The following is a 17,360-nucleotide window of genomic DNA, read 5'->3' on the forward strand; positions in this document are numbered from 1 at the left end:
ATCTTACCACAACAGCTTCAGCCCGAACTGGATTTGCCTCGCGCTGGTGGATGTGCTGGTGATGACGCCCGCCGTTGTTGCCGGAACGCCCGCCGGCTGGGTGAAGACGATCAGGTTGGGGGTGTTAAAATTCGGCCGGTTAAGGACATTGAAGAACTCGGCCCGCAGCTCGATTTTCAGGCTTTCCGTCAGGGACGTGTCCTTCATGAGGGAGGAGTCAAAAGTTTCGAGGCCTGGTCCGATGAATGTGTCTCGTCCGACATTGCCATAAGTTCCGTTGGGCGGAACGATGAAGGCGTTGGGACCAAAGTATCGGTTCGGCCCCCCCAGGACCACAGGTCCGGCGAACGCGGGATTAAACGAGGGCCGAACGGAATTCCGACTGTCCCCGTTGTTCGAGGGATTGAAACTCATCTGCGGCGTGAAAGGAAAGCCAGATCGCGCTGTTATGATGGCATCCAGCGTCCAGCCGCTTACCAGCTTCCCCTTCCACCCCGTCTCCCCGCCGAGAAACCGGCGGCTCTCCCCGAACGGAAGTTGATAACTGCCGCTGACCACCGCAATGTGTCGAACGTCGAAAGTGGAAAGGCCGTAGTCCATGGCCAGGTTTTGGGGATTCATGGCGAGCCCGGGAGCGTTTGTGGCGGCACTGGGATTCAGCGTGTCGCCATTATCGAGGCTCTTTGACCACGTATAGGCTCCGCGGAATTCAAGCTCGCGAGAAAACCGCTGGCGGATTTCAGCCTGCAGCGCGTTATACGAACTGACGCCCTCGGAAAACCACGTCCACGTATTCGCCAGTTCCGGGTTGGCCAGTGGAGCGCCCCGCGGCGTGTAAATGGTCCCTGCAGGCAATGTTGCCGGGCAGGGAATCGCTGGGCACGTAACCGGGACCGGGATGTTAGCGTCAAGGCTGACGATCTCATGATAGCCGTGCGACCCCACGTAGCTTGCGCGTACGACAGTGTTGCGGGCGAGGGCGTGTTCAATTGCGAGGCTGTAGGCTTCGATCATGGGTGTTTGCAGGCTGGGCTGTGCGCCTGCCGGTTCAACCAGGGCCGCGACGGGCAGCGGGCCGCCGGGGACCAGCGGAAACGACCCCAGAGATACATTCTTCATGTGGAGGGTCGTGTTGAATGGAGCATTTTGGTCCAGCCGATAGCTCAAAGCGTCCTGAAGATGGGCGTACAATCCGAAACCGGCGCGGACAACCGTTTTCCCGTCGCCGAATGGGTCCCAGGCAAGCCCGACGCGCGGTTCCGGGAGGAACCTGGCACGGTTGACGGTGAAGACGGACTTTGCGACGCGGGGGCTGGTTTCGATGACTCCCTGGGAGTCGAAAACGAAGTTTGCGGCCCGGTCTCTGGCTTCGTTCCAGCCGTTCGTGAATTCGTCCCGGAACCCCAGCGAGACAGTCAGGTTCCGCCGGAGCCGCAGGTTGTCCTGCACGTACCACGCGCCTTCCAGCGACCGCCAGGCCATCGCTGTCGGGGACGGGACAGCAACGAAGGTCGAAACGTTTCCCTGCAGAAAATCCTGCAAGCTTGAAAACGACGCCTGGCCGTACTGGGAAAGCGCCAGTCTGTCGTTCGACTGGATCTGCTGGAACCAGGCGCCAGCGGTCATCTGGTGGGGCCCTTTGTGAACGGCCAACCGGTCTTCGTAGGTGAACAGGTTCCGGTTGATAAACAAGTTGCTTCCGATATTGCTTCCCGCCTGGCTGATCTGGGTTGCGGCATTGGGCGACGCGCCGCCCCCGATGACGACTGCCCCAATGGGCCTGCCCTGAATGAAGCCGGGCAGATCGACGGCTGACTTTCCCGTAAAAAAGTAAGCGGCGCGGGAAAAGCCAATACGTGCGACGTTCAACGCCGTGGGCGAAATCAGATGAGTCTCTTCCAGGCTTGCGACCTGCTCCCGCAGGCTCTCAACGTCCACGCTGAGCGGATTGGCGCTGGGGGTAAAATCGTCGCTATCATCGATGGTGTAGATGGCGCTCAGAGAATCCTTGACGGAAAACTGGCGGTCAAGTCTCGTCGTGCCGAAATCCTCCCGGATGGTTTGGAGAGGATGGTTGAATGCCTCCGCAATTCCACCGCCCAGTTCGGGACCATTCGCTTGCGGCCAGAGTGAAAGCAAAGGCGCTGCTTCCGGCGCGACCCCAACGTAAACCAGTGTGCCGTCTGACCCGGGCAGGTAGCCTTGGCGTGCCCCCCCGTCCGGGACAAGTCCCACGCTGCTGAGCCGCAGATGCTGGCGGTAGCCTTCGTAGTTGCCAAAAATGAAGGTTTTGTTCTTCTGGATGGGGCCGCCGACCGCTCCGCCGAACTGGTTTCTCTGAAAAGAAGGTTTGGATCCGTGATCGAAAAAGCTCCGGGCATCCAGATCGCCGTTTCTCAAAAACTCGAAAACCGTTCCGTGCCATTGATTGGTTCCCGAGTCCGTAAGGATGCTTACCTGCGCTCCTGGCCTCTTTCCGTATTCGGGGCCATAGACGCCCGTGGCAACATTGAACTCCCGGATGGCATCGACACCCAGCAACTGTCCGCTGGTTGCGGCTGGCTGCATGTTGATCTCGGCCGCGCCGGTGTATTCAACGCCGTTCAGAAGGAACAGGTTTTCCTGGGGCCTGCGGCCGAGCACCGCGAACATGTTCCCCACGGCCGAATTCGAACCTCCAACGCCACCGCGCTTTTCGGACGTATAGTCCACAATGCCGGGATTCAGCGTGAGCAGTTCGTCATAACTGCGGCCGTTGAGGGGCAGGTCCTTGATCTCTCGGGTGCCCACCATGCCCGCATTCGAGTTCGCGGACAAGTTGACCAGGGGGGCCTGGCCTTGGATGGTGAGTTGCTGGCGGAATTCGCCCAGCCGGAGAGAAAAATTCATCACCGTCTGTTCCGCCGCGGCCAGCACAATCCCCGTGTGGACCGCAGTCCGAAAGCCCTCCTTCCGGACAGTCACCTGATATTGTCCGGCTGGCAGCGCAACGAGATCGTAACGGCCTTCCGTATCCGTCACCGTTGAACGGACGAAGCCGGTTTGCTGTTCTTGCGCCTTGACCTGTGCATTCGCGACGGCTCTTCCCGAGGGGTCCATAATGGTCCCAAGAACTTCAGCCGTAACCTGCGCCCGCGCCGGCAGCGCCAGGCATGCAGCGATGGAAATCAGCAGAACAACTGTCCTTAACGGCATTTCTCCCGATCGCGCCAAAAATCGCATCATTTCTCTCCTATTTTCGATGCCCGTACCAGAGGCGGGAAGCCTTCCATGCGGATAATCCAACGCACGGGGACAAAAGCGATCATAAGAAGAATAGCCTGAATAAGTCAAATAATACGCAATAAATAATATGACTCTATATGATTTAATGTGATTTAAGAGGGTCGTGAATCGCCGCTGGTCTGCGATTCCCATCCGATGCTTTCTGCATGTCATTTGCAGACTGGCGTGGCCGAATTTTCAAATCGGGTTGTGTGGAGGAGGCTTGCGGCTAGCTGTTTTCCAGAGTGCGTTGGTAAAGCTGTTCGTATTGCGGGATGATCTTCGAGGCGCAGAACTCGGACAGAGCACGGCGCCTGCCCGCCTCTCCCATTTTGTGCTGAAGGTCGGGGTCGGTAAGAATATCCAAAGCACGGGCAGCCATGGTGTCCACATCCCTTGCCGGCACCAGAAAACCTTCCACTCCGTCCTGGACAACCTCAGGGAGTCCGCCCACCTTGGAGCAGATGCAAGGGACCGCGCACGCCATGGCCTCCAGCGCCACCAGCCCGAACGACTCCAGGTCACTGGGCAGCAAAGCCACGTCAGCGCAGGACAGCAGATCCTGCACCTGGTTCTGTTTGCCAAGGAAGAGAACATCATCTGAAATTTTCTTGTCACGCGCCAGCCACTCCGCAGACGTGCGGTCGGGACCATCGCCGATCATCAACAGCTTGGACGGAATCTTCTTGCGGACCCGGGCGAAAATCTCCACGACGTCCATAACTCGCTTGACGGGGCGGAAATTGGAAAGGTGCGCCAGCACCTTTTCGCCGTGCGACGCGAAATCCTGCCGGCGAGAATGTTTGTCCTGCGGATGAAACACATCACAGTTGACGAAGTTCGGAATCACGTCAATCGGCCGCGTGATGCCGAATTCCTTCAGGGTTGTCTGGCGGAGATATTCCGAAATGGCGGTGACCGCGTCACTCTCCTCGATGGCAAAACGTGTGATGGGCAAATACGAGCGGTTTGAGCCCACCAGCGTGATGTCGGTGCCGTGCAGCGTCGTGACAAAAGGAATCCTGCGCTCGTCCATCATGGCGCGGGCCAGGTAAGCGCTGACGGAATGAGGAATGGCGTAATGGACGTGCAGGATGTCGAGCTGCTCGTTGACCGCCACGTTGTACATCTGCGAGGCCAGCGCAAGGGTGTACGGCGGATGGTCAAATAGCGGATAATTCAACACTTCCACTTCGTGGAAATGGATGTTTTCAGAGAGTTCAAGAACGCGCACCGGAAGAGCGTAACTGATAAAGTGGATATCGTGGCCGCGCGCGGCCAGTTCCAGGCCAAGTTCCGTGCCTACTACGCCGCTTCCGCCATAGGTTGGGTAACAGGTGATTCCAATTTTCATGGAGTGTCAGGAGGTCGGCCGATTCCGGCGCGATTACTACGAGGCAGGCGCCGGTTTGTCTTTTGCCTGCTCTTTTCCGGAACTCAGAACAACAATATTCTTGATCGTGCGCTCGCCGGACTTCTGGTCAAAGTAAATCAGCACTGCCGTTCCAGGAATCAGTGCGCTCAGGTCCATCCTGCCACCGTTGAGATTCTGGATGCGAACATTCTTCTTAAAAGGGAAGATCTCGCTGCCCCGGCCCTCGATGGGATTGACGTTCATTATCCCCTGCTTCATGTCAAGCGACTGGATCTTTCCACTGTAAGCCGCCGGGCGGTTGCTGGTAGTCAGCTTGCTGACGATGGGGACTTTGGTCCGGTGCTCCTGGGCATGAATAGGCGCCGTCTGAAAGGCCAGAAACAAACAGACGCCCAGCAGCGCGGCCAGCGCGCATTCGCCGGCGCTTTTTCCGTGCAGTTTACCGCCCCCGAAGTTGTGCCGCGGCAGGTCCCGGGTTGGAGCCGAACTTTTGCGATGACTCATGGAACTACCCAAGGCAGCAACCTCCCCTCACATGCTAGGAAGGCTCAAAGCCTCGTGTCAAGCGGTTTTCAATCGTGCGCCAGACGCAGAGGCGCTTCCAGCGATAGTGCCGTGAAGCAAAACTGCGATGCCATTCAGCCAATGCTGGCATTCCCCGCTTACGCGAAGTTTCTATTACCGGAAGATGGTGCAACCCCGGAGTAAGGACCCGATCCGACGCAAGTGTTATTCCACTTCAATATCGCCACCGTAGGAACCATTGCCATTATTGCTGGCGTCTGACTCCTTGTACATGTAACGAATGCAACTCTTCATAATCAGAAGGTTCGGTTCGTTAGCGCGATGCACTTTAATGCACTGCCTGTCGTACCATTCGATGACGCCATGGACGGTTTCCCCCTGGTCCAGCACCACAACCATGGGAGTCCTGGACTGCATCTGTTTCAGGTAATAGAAGTTTTCAGCGTTGGTCTGGTCGGGTGGCGCCGGCTTCTTTCTCTGCACCCGCCCGGACATTTGTTCTTGAACATCGGAGAGTGATGGGCGAATTAGTTTTCGATTCACAGCTTGATACTCCTTGAACTGTTCCATAATGCAAGCCCCTCAGCGTCTTGCGAAAGGATGAATTGCGTAAAGTCCCGTACTAGTAGATGAGAATTTTCGCGTTCCGGTTTCTTCGCAATTGAAAAATTGACCAGAAGAAATGGGACTTACGTCTGAAGTATTTATAACACATCCAGGGCCGCACCACAACTTCGCGTCTGCGGGCGTTCTTTAGTGGCTGGCCGGCACAACGTGCCCGGTGTTTCAGATGGAACGGTTCGGAAGGGGCGGCATCTGAAGTTCGCCAATTTTCCTCAGGACAGGGGCGGGGAACTGAGCACTTCTGCGGTCAGCGCGTCGTAGGTGAGCTGCTGGTTCACGTTGCGGTTCTGCAGGCTGTGGGCGCGTTCGATGCCCTCCTCGAGTTTTTGGATGCGCGTCAGGCCGAGGGCCTTCGCCCAGCTCTCGAGTCGCGGCAGCAGATCGACATTCGTCACCGCGCCGGTTTCCGCGCCCACCAGCACATGCATGACATCGCGCAGGAGGATAGATCCCGTCCTGAGCGATTCCTCAACACGGTCCCGCTCATCGGCCAACTGCTTTGTAGCATCAAACAGGGCTTTCCACTGCGGCGGCGCCAGGCTACGGCTGGATGGCCGTGCTACCGTGTCCAGCAATGTCAGCCACGGTCTTCGCTGTTCCACGTAGGATTTCAGGTCGAGGCTCCTGGCCGCCGCGATGCTTCCGTTCGCCACTCGCAGCGCCAGAGCAAGGTCCTTGTTCCCAATTCCGCGTTCTTCCCGCAGGATTTGCTCGATCACCGCTTCTTCCACCGGCGCAAATTGCAGAGTCAGACAGCGCGACCGGAGGGTTGGGCGCAGTTCATAGGCGTTGGGACAGATCAGCACGATGGTGGTGGTTTCCGGCGGCTCTTCCAGCACTTTCAGCAGCAGGTCAGCGGCTTGCCAATGGATGGCTTGCGCCTGGTCCACAATCATGACCCGTTGCGAAAAGTTGAAGGGGCGCGTATAGGCCGTTGCGCGGAGCTGGCGGATCTGCTCGATCAGAATGTACCGTGTGATCGGCTCGATCAGTTGAACGTCAAGGTAGACCAGGCCCTCCGTCCGTTTCTGTGCGTCTTTGATTTCGCGCCGCCGCGCCAGGTCCTCTGTGCTCGTGGCAATAAACTCATCGGCCTTGCGGCAACGGCTGCACTCGCCACAGAAGTCGTCGCCCTCGGGACCGCGCCGTTCGCAGTTCAATGCCTTGGCCAGCATCAGGGCAAGTGTCTTTTTCCCGGTCCCTTCCGGCCCCGTGAACAGGAGCGATCCCGGTACGCGGCCGCGACGCAGCATGTCGCGCACCGACTGGACCGCTCTGGTATTCCCCAGGAAAGAATCAAATCTCATGATCTCTTATTGGTGCCTGGCGCGCTTTTTCACGCCACTCTACCTTCGGCGCAATCCGCCATTCGACTTCACGCGCACGTGGCGCCGCGCCAGTAATGGATCCACAATCTTGCGGATTTCGGCCTCGATTTCGGCGATGGACCGATCAGCCTGGACGAGCTTGATTCTTCGCGGCTGCTGCCGTGCCAAGGCCAGATAACCCGTGCGGACCCTCTGCTGGAATTTTAGCCCATGGTTTTCAAAACGAGTATTCTTCATCCGCTGGTGTTTGTTCCTCTTGCGCGCGCGTTTCAGCGCCAACTGCGGTTCGAGGTCCAGCAGCAGGGTCAATTCGGGTTGGGTTCTTCCGCAGATGATCCGGTCCATTTCCCGCACCGTTTGCGAGCCGAGCATCCGTCCGTAACCCTGGTACGCGAACGACGCGTCATTGTAACGGTCGCTGATCACCACCTGACCCCGTGCAAGCGCCGGCCGCACAACTTCCTCCAGATGCTGCTCTCGGGCCGCGTACATCAGGGCCAGCTCGGTCAGCGATGACAGGCGGGTGATTTTTGGATCCAGCAGCAGGCGGCGGATCTGCTCGCCTACCTTGGTTCCTCCGGGTTCGCGAGTCGCCACCGCAGCGATCCCGCGTTTGCGGAGGTAAGCTGCAAGGCGGCGGGCTTGCGTGCTTTTTCCTGTCCCGTCAATCCCCTCAAAAGTGATAAAGATCCCGTGGGACATTCCTTCTTCCCCCCGACTTGAAACATCTGGCCCTGAATTGTGTTCCCGGATACTCTTTCTTTGTGACCGTGGAAGCGGAAATGAGATCCTGATTTGCCAGGACGCGGATTGCAATAGTAACATCGGACGTTCCTCCACCACAAGGCGAAAACTTGGCGTAGTGGCGATGGTAAAATAACGGTTTTGCACAACACATTGCCAGGCGGAAGGGTTTGTCTGGCGGAACGCTGCGAAGCAGTCTTTGGGGACCTTCATTTTGAATATCGCTGAAAACATCGAACGCGTTCAGGAGGGCATCCACCGCGCATGCCAGCGGTCAGGCCGCGACGCTAAGGATGTAAGGTTGATCGCCGTTTCCAAAACCCAGCCGGCAGAGGCCATCCGCCAGGCGCATGGCGCAGGTCTGCGCGAATTCGGCGAGAACGGTGTGCAGGAGGCGTCGGCAAAGCGCCGGAGACTCGAAGACATTGACGCCGTTTGGCACCTGATCGGCCATCTGCAGTCCAACAAGGCGAAACACGCCTGCCGGCTGTTCGACTGGATCCATTCCGTTGATTCGCTGCACCTGGCGGAAAAAATCGACCGCGAAGCTGCGGCGCTCGGTCGCAAGATGCCCGTCCTTATTGAGGTTCATTTGGGAGAGGAACCCAGCAAGTTCGGAGTGGAGCAGGATGATCTGGTTCGGATGGCCGAGGGGATGGCGATGATGCGGTCGCTCGAGTTGCGGGGCCTGATGACCCTGCCGCCGTTTTTCGATGATCCGCAGGCTGTCCGGCCCTATTTCCGGCGGCTGCGCGAACTGGCCGAGCGCATTGGCGCCCAGCGACTGCCGGGTGTCCAAATGCGGGAACTCTCCATGGGCATGAGCCACGATTTTGAAATCGCCATCGAAGAGGGAGCCACTATCGTTCGAGTGGGAACGGCCATCTTTGGCGAGCGGCAGCGATAGTCCCCGTTGTGCTTTGCGCCTTTGCGAGAGAGATCCTTGAATCCTTTTCTTTCCAAGCATTTTTTCTCTGGGTGGGCAGCGGCCTCGCTACCGTTGCGCGCTTCGAAGCATTGGCGGAACTGAAAGGCCATTAGGCGATGATTTATGCCATCAGCCTTGCGTTGATCGTGCTGGCGCTGCTTGTCGTCAGCGTCCTTCGATCGGTCAAGCTGAGGACCCACAACGACTTCATGGTGGCCGACCGCCAGCTTTCGGTCTGGGTGCTGATTTTCACCCTGCTTTGCTCCTGGATCGGCGCGGGAAGTCTTTTTGCTGGCGCCGAATTCGCCTACAAACAGGGCTTGGCGTCACTGTGGCTGCCGGCTGGAGGCTGGGCCGGGTTGCTGGTGATTTATTTCATCGCCGGCCGTGCACGATCCTTTGCGCAGTACACGATTCCGGATTTGCTTGAAGTTCGCTACAGCCCTATGGCGCGAGTGTTGGGCACGATTTGCATCATCGTTTCCTACACGGCCATTGTGAGCTATCAGTTCCGCGGCGGCGGGAGGATTCTGGAGTTGGCATTTGGAATGAGCGAAACCGCGGGGACCATTATCCTTGCGGTATTTGTCATCCTGTTTACGGCCCTGGCCGGGATGTCTTCGGTGGCCTACACCGATCTCGTGATTGGCCTGTTGGTGACCATCGGATGCCTGTTTGCGCTGCCTGCCATGATCAGCCACGCGGGCGGTTGGCCTGCGGTGACCGCGGCCCTTCCCTCCAGCCATCTGACGGCGATGGGCACTATGACCTGGGGCGAGGCGCTTGGCTACTTCCTGCCTACCTTCACGTTGATGCTCGGCAACCAGGCGATGTACCAGAAATTCTTTTCCGCCCGCAGCGAGCGAGACGCGCGCCTTTCCGTGGTGGGATGGATCATCGGCACCGTTGTGCTGGAAACGGTGATTGTTCTGCTGGCAATTGTGGGCGGGGTGATGTTTCACAGCCAGGTCGAGTCCGGCCAGCTTCCCGCCTGGGGCCTGATTCCCTACACGGCCCGATACGGTGTGCTGCCCATAATTGGAGGCATCTTCCTCGCGGCGATATTCGCCAAGGTGATTTCCACCGGCAACAACTATCTTTTTTCGCCTGCCACCAGCGTGGTGCACGACGTCCTCGAGCGTTTCGTCATGAAGAAATCCAGCGACCGCAGCCTGTTGCTGATGTCGCGCGTTGTGGTGGTGCTGCTGGGGCTGCTGGCGCTGGCCCAGAGCTTCCAGCCGTCCATCCTGCGCACGGCCGTTTACGCATACGACGTTTACGGCGCCGGCATAACGCCGGTGGTGGTTGCGGCGTTTTTCTGGAAGCGGGCGACCACGGCAGGCGGCCTGAGTTCGATCGCGGCTGGCACCGTGGTAGCGGTGGCCTGGAAAAGTTTTAACCTTGATCCAATCGTGCCCATGATTTTTCCCGCGCTCTCCGCGTCGGTCGTGAGCCTGGTGGGGGTCAGCCTGCTCACTGCTCCGCCGCGTCCCGAGCAGTGGCAGCCGTTCTTCCGCAAGACCGCGGAAGGCCGGTGAAGCGCCGCGGCGCCTCTCTGCGCCTTAGCGCCTTTGCGCGAGCTGCCTCTGATATTTTGAGAAGAGATGAGATCTCCTCGCCGGAATCAGGAGGACCCAAGGAGAATCCACCATGGACCTTGACGCCATTCAATCCGAACTTCGCAGGGCCAACCTCGACGGCTGGCTTTTTTACGATCACCATCATCGGGACCCTATTGCTTATCGTGTGCTGAAGATTGCTGCTCCTATGTGTACCCGCCGATGGTATTGCCTGGTCCCGTCATCGGGCGAGCCATGCCGCCTTGTTCACCGGATCGAGCGCGGCAATCTCGACGGTCTTCCCGGCGCGCTGCATCTTTATTCCTCCTGGATCGAACAGCGCGAACATCTGCGCCAGATGCTCGCCGGCAAACGGCGCATTGCCATGCAGTATTCGCCGTTGAACGATATCCCTTACGTCGGTCTGGTGGATGCCGGAACCATCGAACTTGTCCGCAGCTTTGGCGTCGAAGTGATCTCTTCCGCGGATCTCGTGCAGTTGTTCGAGGCACGCTGGTCCGCGGCCGCCCTGGCCTCGCACCTCGAAGCCGGCAAGGCCGTGCACGCCGCAATCGACCGGGCTTTTGCGGCCGTCCGCGAGTCCGTGCGTGCTGGAAAGGCCCTAACCGAACTTGATGTGCAACAGGAGATGCTGCGCATGTTTGCGGCGAGCGGCCTTGAGACAGACGAGGCCCCTATCGTGGCTGTCAATGCCAACAGCGCCAATCCGCACTATGCTCCCAGTAAGGGATCCGCTCTGCCCATCCGCGAAGGCGATTTTGTGCTGCTCGACGTTTGGGCGAAGCAGTCAAAGCCCGAGGCGGTATATTTCGATGTCACCTGGACGGGTTTTGTGGGCGCGACGGTCCCAAGCCGTTACGTAGAGATATTCACGATCGTCCGCGAAGCGCGCGATGCGGCGGTCAATCTCGTGAAAGCTGCCATGCAGCAGGGAAGGGCGCTTTACGGCTACCAGGTGGACGACGCGGCGCGCAGTGTGATCGGGCGGGCGGGCTACGCCGATAAGTTCGTCCACCGCACCGGCCACTCCATTGGGGAAGACGTTCATGGCAACGGCGCCAACATGGACAACTTCGAGACCCACGATTCCCGCCAGGTGTTGCCCGGCGTCTGTTTCTCGGTCGAGCCCGGAATCTATCTCGATGACTTTGGCGTGCGCAGCGAAGTGAATGTGTATGTCGAGGAACAGGACGCCCGCGTCACCGGTGAAATTCAACAGGCCGTCATGCCGATTTTGGCCAGGCACACGTAAACGCCTGCCCTTACGCGGTGCTGATTGCGGCAGGTGCGGCGACCCTTTTCTTATCCACGGCAGGAAGACCCGCGGCGGCAGCCAACACTGCTTCGATCTACCGCCGCGAGTCCGCCCATGTGTAAACCTTACCGGGTGGAATTTTCAGGTTAAGCCCATCAAGTTGCAGGTTGCTGCGCGCCCGTGGGCGCCTTCGCGTTGTCAGGACGCAAGTTGAATATTGATGATGTGAAGAACCATCGTGTGCGGATCCAGTGTTGCCACGATCTTTACGTTCTTCTCCTCATATTTCTGGGCTTCCTGTTGATTATCCAGGAAGAAGCCTTTACCCGCCTGTGGATCCGTCAACAAAGCGTATTTGCCCGTTTTCGTCTTCACGATTTTGCCGGTATAGGTCTTGGGTTGGTTCTCGCTTGGCTGTTGACTTTCGGGCGGCTGTTGTTGAGCGCTGGGCGGTTGTTGTTGAGCGCCGGGCGGTTGCTGCCGTTCATTTTGGTTTTGTGCCCCGAGCGCCAGTGAGCACGGAACCAGCCCTGCGGCCAAGGCCAGGGTGAGGACCCATGACCGAATGTTTCGTAATTTCATTCATGCCCCCTTTTTAGATTCTTGGATTTTCGCCGCGCTCCGTGAATGCTGCAACAACTTTGCCATTACATTGCAGAATTGATTTGGTGATATAAAGCGAGTTACTGGACAGGAGGTAAACATTTCACGGTAAATTCTTCATGCCTCTCTGTCGATTATTCGCACGGAAACCGACTGCTAGCAAGACTACTGGACAACCGGCCACCTATATAGACAGACGATACACTCCGCTGCCGGGAAAAGCCCGGGACCCATATCGAGTTGTGAGTTGGCCCGTTGTGGTTCGCTGATTGCAGATGTGCACGCCCCGACGTTGGCTCCAGCAGGAGCTGGGAAATTCGAGGTCGAAACGTGCAGATGATCAGGAAAATGTGGCAGGGCAATTTCGGCTACTGAACAACCAGCGCGAGACCAACCGCAATGGCCCGCCCTCTGGGCCAAAATACACACCTGCGGACTCGGCCGGCTGCTCGTTTGAATCTTTCACAGCTCGTCCGGCCCTCGATCAATTGCCAGACTCCGCTTCTCACAGCCCGGACCTCTACCGTCCCATCACGCCGAAGTGAGCTTCCGTTCCTCTGCGTTCCACACGGCGATGGCATTGTTGAAGTAGGAATAGTTGGCCATGTGGCAGGCGATGGCGGCATGGTTGCCGAACTCGGCGTCTTCCACCGAGGGCCGCCGCGTCTTGACGGACTGAAAGAAATTCCACAGGTGCTCGCGCGTGTCGTTGTAGTCCGGCGGAGCGTAGTAGCCGGTGGCCTCGATCGGCTGCGCAGCGCCAGGAGCCGTGTCGTGCTCAGCATGCCACTTCTTCGCGTAGGTACCCGACATTGGCTGCGGCCATGCGGGTGTGCAAGGGCTGTGGTCCTCGCCGTCCTGCGGCCAAATGGTGAACCCGCTGGGATTTTCGATGCCTTGGATTTGCATGATGCCGCGCGTGCCCATGAATCGGTAGATCTCATCATCGCTGGTGTTGAGCGTCACCCGAAGCGTGGCGCGGAAATTAGGGTATTCATAGACGGTGGTGATCACATCGGGGACATCCCGTCCCTCTTTCCAACGGAAGAGGCCGCCCATCGTGGCAGCGCGTTTGGGCGGCGCGGTCACGTCCAGCGAATAATGAATGCCGGTCAGCGAGTGGATGAACAGGTCGCCGGAAGCGCCTTCGCCGTAATCCTGCCAGTTGCGCCAGCGCGTAAACCGCTGCGCCGAGAACGGCCGCTTGGGCGCCGGCCCCAGCCATGTTTCCCAGTCAAGGGTTTCCGCAGAGAGGTCCGGCGGGATGGTATAGTTCCAGGCCCCGCACGCGCTGTTGCGTCCGAGCGACGATTCTACCAGGCAGACGTCGCCGATGACTCCCTTGCGCAGCAGTTCGCGGGCCTTCTGGTAAATCACGGAACTTGGTTCCTGGCTGCCCACCTGCACAATGCGGTTGTACTTTTTTGCCGCCTCGATCATAGGGAAGCCCTGTTGCGCTTCGTGGGTCATGGGCTTCTCGACGTAAACGTCTTTGCCGGCCTGGCAGCAGTCGAGCACGATGCGCTGGTGCCAGTGGTCGGGTACGGGGGCGATGATGCAATCAATATCCTTGTTCTCGAGCAACTCCTGATAGCGTCCGGTCACCTCGATGGGCTTGCCGACAATCTGCCGGGCAAGCTCCTGCCGGCCGCTGTAAAGCTCGCAAGCCGCAACGCACTCGACGCCCGGCAGCGAGATCGCGTCGCGCAGCAGCCCGGAGCCGCGCATGCCAACGCCGATGATGCCAAAGCGCACTGTGTCACTGGGAGCAGCGGGTCGTGCAGGTGTGGCTTCCGGCGCCGATGCCTCCAGGCGAATGGCCTGTCCTGCCAGGATGCCGCCGGCCGCTCCTGCGGCACGCCCCATGAAATTGCGTCGAGAGATCCTTTTGCTGTCCATCTTGAAATTTCCTCCTTGATAATGACGAGAATGATGTTTTGCTACGCCAAGCCTGCGGACGCATGAGTCTATCGCCGCCAGCACCGGAGCGCAATCGGTTCCTCAGAAATTCGGGTTGGCATCCGGAGCAGCGCTCGTGCTCTTCGCGTAGATTTTCACCCACTGCCCGCGCCGCTCGAAGGAGGCGACTTCGTGCAACTGATAGCGGAAGGCTAGAAAAGCCGGACGGATCGGCGGCGTGTACTTACCGGCCCGGGCGAGCCATGGCATGCGCCGGAGCCAGTTGTCCGGCGGGTCCCATTGGCGCGAGTATAAATAAACCAGGTCAAACGAACCGCCGGGGATATTCCTGAAGTCCGGGGGTGCGAAACTCGGAACGCCAACCACACGCAACGGCTTTTTCACGTACCCCAGTTCGGGATGGCTCAGCTCATCGGTGGCGGGCCACGCCGTGAGGATGCGCGGAGTCTCCGGCCGGGCAGAAAGCCACTCCGCCGCCTGCTGGTGCAAGTGGATGAAGTCTACGTAAGCGAGATTGTTTTCATACGCGAAGGGATAGCTTGGGTTGACGAACCATGCCGTCACAAAACCTGCGGCAACAAGAACAAACGCCACGCGCATCACTGGGCGCGGGAGGAATTCTACGAGCAGCACGAGAGCCAGATAGAAGCAGGGAAGCATCGGCAGAAGATAACGTGCCAGCACTGCGCCACCCACCACGCTGAGCATGACGATATAAACCGCTACCAGCACTGCCGCGAGAAAGAAAAATTCTTTGCGAGCGCCTTCGGGACCTTCCTCATTCCTCGTAGTGCCCTCTGCAGCGTTCTGTTGTCGAGCTGCTTTCATCCTCCGCAAACCCAAAAGCGCTGCTCCGACCAGCAACCAGTTGAATCCTGCAATGAACACTTGGTACAGGCGGCGCGCAAAGCTGGACGCGATCCTGACCGGTCCGAGGGTAGAGTAGAGATTGTACTGAAGGTACTCTGGGTTTCCTGTCCAGAAGCCGGTGGCGTGATGGTAATAAACAGCCCAGGCTGCCAGCGCAGCAACCGGCGTCGCCAGCCGTATCCAGGTGCTCCTGTCCATGTGCTTTTGGGACCGCCAGACGAAGACGATTGCCACCGGAACGATGACGATAGCGGTCTCCTTGGTCAGAACAGCAATCGACGCAGACAGGGCAAACCAACCCAGGCGGCGCCGGAGAAGCGCCCACACAGCCACAGTAGTGGTGAACGATGCTGGAAGGTCCAAAAAGGCCAACGTGGTTTGGGCGAAAAACAGGGGCGACACAGCGAGCAGGATGCATGCCCAGAGCGCAACCTCACGGCCGGCCACGGCGCGCCCCAGCGCGTAGAGCGCGACCAGCGTCCCAGCCGCGAACGCCGCCATGGCGAGCCGCGTCATCAGCGGAGAAAACCCCAGCAGCCGCCACGCCAGCGCAAGATAGACGGGAATCAGCGGCGTGTGTCCTGTCGTCAGGGTGCTCTGTGGAATCAGGAGCCCATGACGGAAGAAGTCGAGCGCCGCCGGGATGTAGTATCCGGCTTCATCCCAGAAATAGGGCAAGCGCAAAAAAGGGAAATGCGCCAGCGCTACGGCGCCGAAAACTCCGATGAAATACAGGCCCGACTTGAATCCGACGTTCGCTGGGGTTTTCTCCATGTGAAGTGGCATGTTACAACGAACAGCATGCCGCGTGTTTCGAAATCGCCCGATATTGCGCAACCTGCGCGTATTGTCACAGGAAGCCACCACGGATTACCATAAACAGCTTGAGGATTGTGCCCGAGATGCGGTGATGCAGGGCCATGACTGCGCTCCCCGGCCGCTCCGGGATGAATCCCGGTCGCTCTTGCAAATTAGGCAGAGGAAGTTGGAGGCGAGGAATGATCCGGATTTATACGCGGTGCTGGTGTGAAGATTCCGCCGAAGCGAAAAAATTTCTCGAGCAGCGTCATGTGCCCTTCGAAGAGATCGACATTGAGAAGGACCCCAAGGCCTGCGAATTCGTCATGAGTGTAAATGAAGGCAAACAGCGGACCCCGACGTTCGAAATTGATGGCCGGACGTTCCACTGCTCGCCGTTTGATGAGCGGAAGCTTGCGCGGGAATTAAAGCTCGAAAGATGATCGACGGGTTGCCGGCCATCTTGCTGTGCCGGTTGGTTCAGTCAAGCTAAAGAAAACGCGCAAAAGAGAATGCGAATGCTGAAGGGGGAGTGATGAAATACCGGAAGTTCGGAAGGACGGGCTGGGCGGTCAGTGAGATGGGATACGGCATGTGGGGAATGGCGGGCTGGACGGGTTCAGACGACGAAGAATCGCTCGGCTCCCTCCAGCATGCGGTGGACCTGGGCTGCAACTTCTTTGATACAGCCTGGGCGTACGGCGATGGCCGCAGTGAAGCACTGTTGGGCAGGATCGTCCGTGCCAATCCTGGCAAGAAGCTTTATACCGCGACGAAGATTCCGCCGAAGAACCTGCAGTGGCCCAGCCGGCGCGAGTACACGCTCGATGACTGTTTTCCGCCCGATCACATCGAAGAATACACGCACAGCAGCATGAAGAATGCCGGGCTTGAAAGTTTTGACCTGATGCAGTTCCACACCTGGGAAGATTCCTGGGTGGCGGATGACCGGTGGTCGAAAACGATGGACGATTTGCGGCGGCAAGGGCTTATCCGCGCGGTCGGGATCAGCATCAATCGTTGGGAGCCGTGGAACGGAGTGCGCGCCGTAAGGAGCGGCCTAGTGGATGCCGTGCAAGTCATCTACAACATCTTTGACCAGAATCCCGAGGATGAGCTTTTCCCAGCATGCCGAGAGATGGACGTCGCGGTGATAGCGAGGGTCCCGTTTGACGAGGGCACGCTGACGGGCGCCCTGACGCTCGATAGCAAATGGCCCAAGGATGACTGGCGCAACACCTATTTTGTTCCGGAGAACCTGAAGAGCAGCGTGGAACATGTTGAGGCGCTGAAGCCGCTGGCGCCCCGAGGAATGACCATGCCGGAAATGGCGCTGCGCTTTATCCTGGGCAATCCCACAGTCAGCACCATTATTCCAGGAATGCGGAAACTTCGACACGTTGAGTCGAACATCGCCGCCAGCGACGCCGGCGCGCTGCCTCCAGAACTCCAGGCGCAACTGGCCAGGCACCGCTGGGTTCGGCAGGTTACCGAATGGTCGCAGTAATGCAAGCGCGGAAAATCGCTTGCTGTATCCCTCCGGTGA

14 protein-coding genes are annotated in these 17,360 nt (G+C 58.7%); 5 read left to right on the top strand and 9 right to left on the bottom strand.

The features are described from left to right. Positions 1-3: 3 nt before the first annotated feature. The 6 genes from VFQ24_18405 to tmk all read right to left on the bottom strand — a co-directional run bounded on the left by VFQ24_18405 (position 4) and on the right by tmk (position 7,818). Positions 4-3,225: a carboxypeptidase-like regulatory domain-containing protein gene (locus VFQ24_18405; protein ID HET9180333.1), complete on the bottom strand. Its 3,222-nt coding sequence runs from the start codon at positions 3,223-3,225 to the stop codon at positions 4-6. Between the two features lie 268 nt (positions 3,226-3,493). Then, positions 3,494-4,618, bottom strand: a complete 1,125-nt coding sequence (bshA, locus tag VFQ24_18410; protein ID HET9180334.1) for an N-acetyl-alpha-D-glucosaminyl L-malate synthase BshA — start codon at positions 4,616-4,618, stop codon at positions 3,494-3,496. A 36-nt stretch (positions 4,619-4,654) separates the two neighbouring features. Continuing rightward, positions 4,655-5,143 carry a hypothetical protein gene (locus VFQ24_18415; protein ID HET9180335.1) on the bottom strand — a complete coding sequence of 163 codons (489 nt, stop codon included), beginning with the start codon at positions 5,141-5,143 and terminating at the stop codon, positions 4,655-4,657. Positions 5,144-5,368: 225 nt separating this feature from the next. Beyond that, on the bottom strand, positions 5,369-5,707 hold the full coding sequence (locus VFQ24_18420; GenBank protein HET9180336.1) for a hypothetical protein: 339 nt from the start codon (positions 5,705-5,707) through the stop codon (positions 5,369-5,371). Positions 5,708-6,000: 293 nt separating this feature from the next. After that, positions 6,001-7,095 (bottom strand): hypothetical protein, encoded by a 1,095-nt coding sequence (locus VFQ24_18425; GenBank protein ID HET9180337.1) that lies wholly within the window; start codon positions 7,093-7,095, stop codon positions 6,001-6,003. Positions 7,096-7,134: 39 nt separating this feature from the next. Next, a complete protein-coding gene (gene tmk / locus VFQ24_18430; protein ID HET9180338.1) occupies positions 7,135-7,818 on the bottom strand; it encodes a dTMP kinase in 684 nt (227 codons plus the stop codon). A gap of 256 nt (positions 7,819-8,074) precedes the next feature. Here tmk and VFQ24_18435 point away from each other — a divergent pair, with 256 nt between their 5' ends. From VFQ24_18435 to VFQ24_18445, 3 genes are all read left to right on the top strand, one after another. Further along, positions 8,075-8,767 carry a YggS family pyridoxal phosphate-dependent enzyme gene (locus VFQ24_18435; GenBank protein HET9180339.1) on the top strand — a complete coding sequence of 231 codons (693 nt, stop codon included), beginning with the start codon at positions 8,075-8,077 and terminating at the stop codon, positions 8,765-8,767. A 137-nt stretch (positions 8,768-8,904) separates the two neighbouring features. Beyond that, on the top strand, positions 8,905-10,326 hold the full coding sequence (locus VFQ24_18440; protein HET9180340.1) for a sodium:solute symporter family protein: 1,422 nt from the start codon (positions 8,905-8,907) through the stop codon (positions 10,324-10,326). Between the two features lie 112 nt (positions 10,327-10,438). Next, the gene (locus tag VFQ24_18445) at positions 10,439-11,620 is read left to right on the top strand and encodes a M24 family metallopeptidase (GenBank protein HET9180341.1); all 1,182 of its coding nucleotides are present in this window, start codon (positions 10,439-10,441) and stop codon (positions 11,618-11,620) included. A 201-nt stretch (positions 11,621-11,821) separates the two neighbouring features. Here the strand turns inward: VFQ24_18445 and VFQ24_18450 are convergent, their stop codons facing one another. From VFQ24_18450 to VFQ24_18460, 3 genes are all read right to left on the bottom strand, one after another. Next, on the bottom strand, positions 11,822-12,205 hold the full coding sequence (locus VFQ24_18450; protein HET9180342.1) for a hypothetical protein: 384 nt from the start codon (positions 12,203-12,205) through the stop codon (positions 11,822-11,824). Between the two features lie 552 nt (positions 12,206-12,757). Beyond that, a complete protein-coding gene (locus VFQ24_18455; GenBank protein ID HET9180343.1) occupies positions 12,758-14,125 on the bottom strand; it encodes a Gfo/Idh/MocA family oxidoreductase in 1,368 nt (455 codons plus the stop codon). Positions 14,126-14,227: 102 nt separating this feature from the next. After that, positions 14,228-15,790 (bottom strand): glycosyltransferase family 39 protein, encoded by a 1,563-nt coding sequence (locus VFQ24_18460; GenBank protein HET9180344.1) that lies wholly within the window; start codon positions 15,788-15,790, stop codon positions 14,228-14,230. Positions 15,791-16,014: 224 nt separating this feature from the next. On the opposite strand from VFQ24_18460, the gene VFQ24_18465 reads away from it, so the two are divergent. Then, positions 16,015-16,257, top strand: coding sequence for a glutaredoxin domain-containing protein (locus tag VFQ24_18465; protein ID HET9180345.1), 243 nt, complete (start codon positions 16,015-16,017; stop codon positions 16,255-16,257). A gap of 92 nt (positions 16,258-16,349) precedes the next feature. Continuing rightward, a complete protein-coding gene (locus tag VFQ24_18470) occupies positions 16,350-17,321 on the top strand; it encodes an aldo/keto reductase (protein HET9180346.1) in 972 nt (323 codons plus the stop codon). The last annotated feature ends 39 nt before the right edge of the window (positions 17,322-17,360 follow it).

The sequence above is a fragment of the Terriglobia bacterium genome (genome assembly GCA_035712365.1).
GTDB lineage: Bacteria > Acidobacteriota > Terriglobia > UBA7540 > UBA7540 > SCRD01.